General features: G+C 71.4%; 1 pseudogene. It reads right to left on the reverse strand.

Features of this window, described 5'->3' with window-relative positions:
- Positions 1–518, reverse strand: a pseudogene (locus HMPREF0298_RS11280) (FAD/NAD(P)-binding protein); the annotation flags it as partial.

The raw sequence follows: 518 nt of genomic DNA on the forward strand, positions 1-518 counted from the left end.
GGCGAGGCGGGGGGCGACGCGCGCGGCCCGCCCTCCCGCGAGATCGGCGAGCCGCGCGATCCGCTCGTACTCGTCGACGTTGTCGGCGGAGATCACCGCGCCGTGGTCAATGGCCAGCCGCAGCAGCTCATCGGTCTTGATGGCTGCGGAGACGATGATCCGCTCCCCCGGCACGCCGCGGTCGATGACCTGCCGCAACTCGTTGAAGCTGGCCACGTCCACGCCGTGGCCGGCGTCGCGCACGGCGTCCACAAAAGTCAGGCCCTTGTTCGCCTTGCGGGCGAAAAACACGCGCACGTCCACACCTCGGCTCGCGCCGGCGGCGACGAGCTCGTCGATGTGGGATTCCATCGGGGCGGCGTTGAGCACGTTGACGGGGCTGGAATAGGTCTCAAGCAGCGACTGGCAGGCGTCGGCATCGGCAAGCAGGTCGTCGGCCCACGCCTCTGTGCGCGCGGTAAGCGGCGGCGCTCCGTGGACGCGCTCGGGGTGCGCCATCGCGGCGGCGCTCACGCGCG

The organism is Corynebacterium lipophiloflavum DSM 44291 (assembly GCF_000159635.1).
GTDB lineage: Bacteria > Actinomycetota > Actinomycetes > Mycobacteriales > Mycobacteriaceae > Corynebacterium > Corynebacterium lipophiloflavum.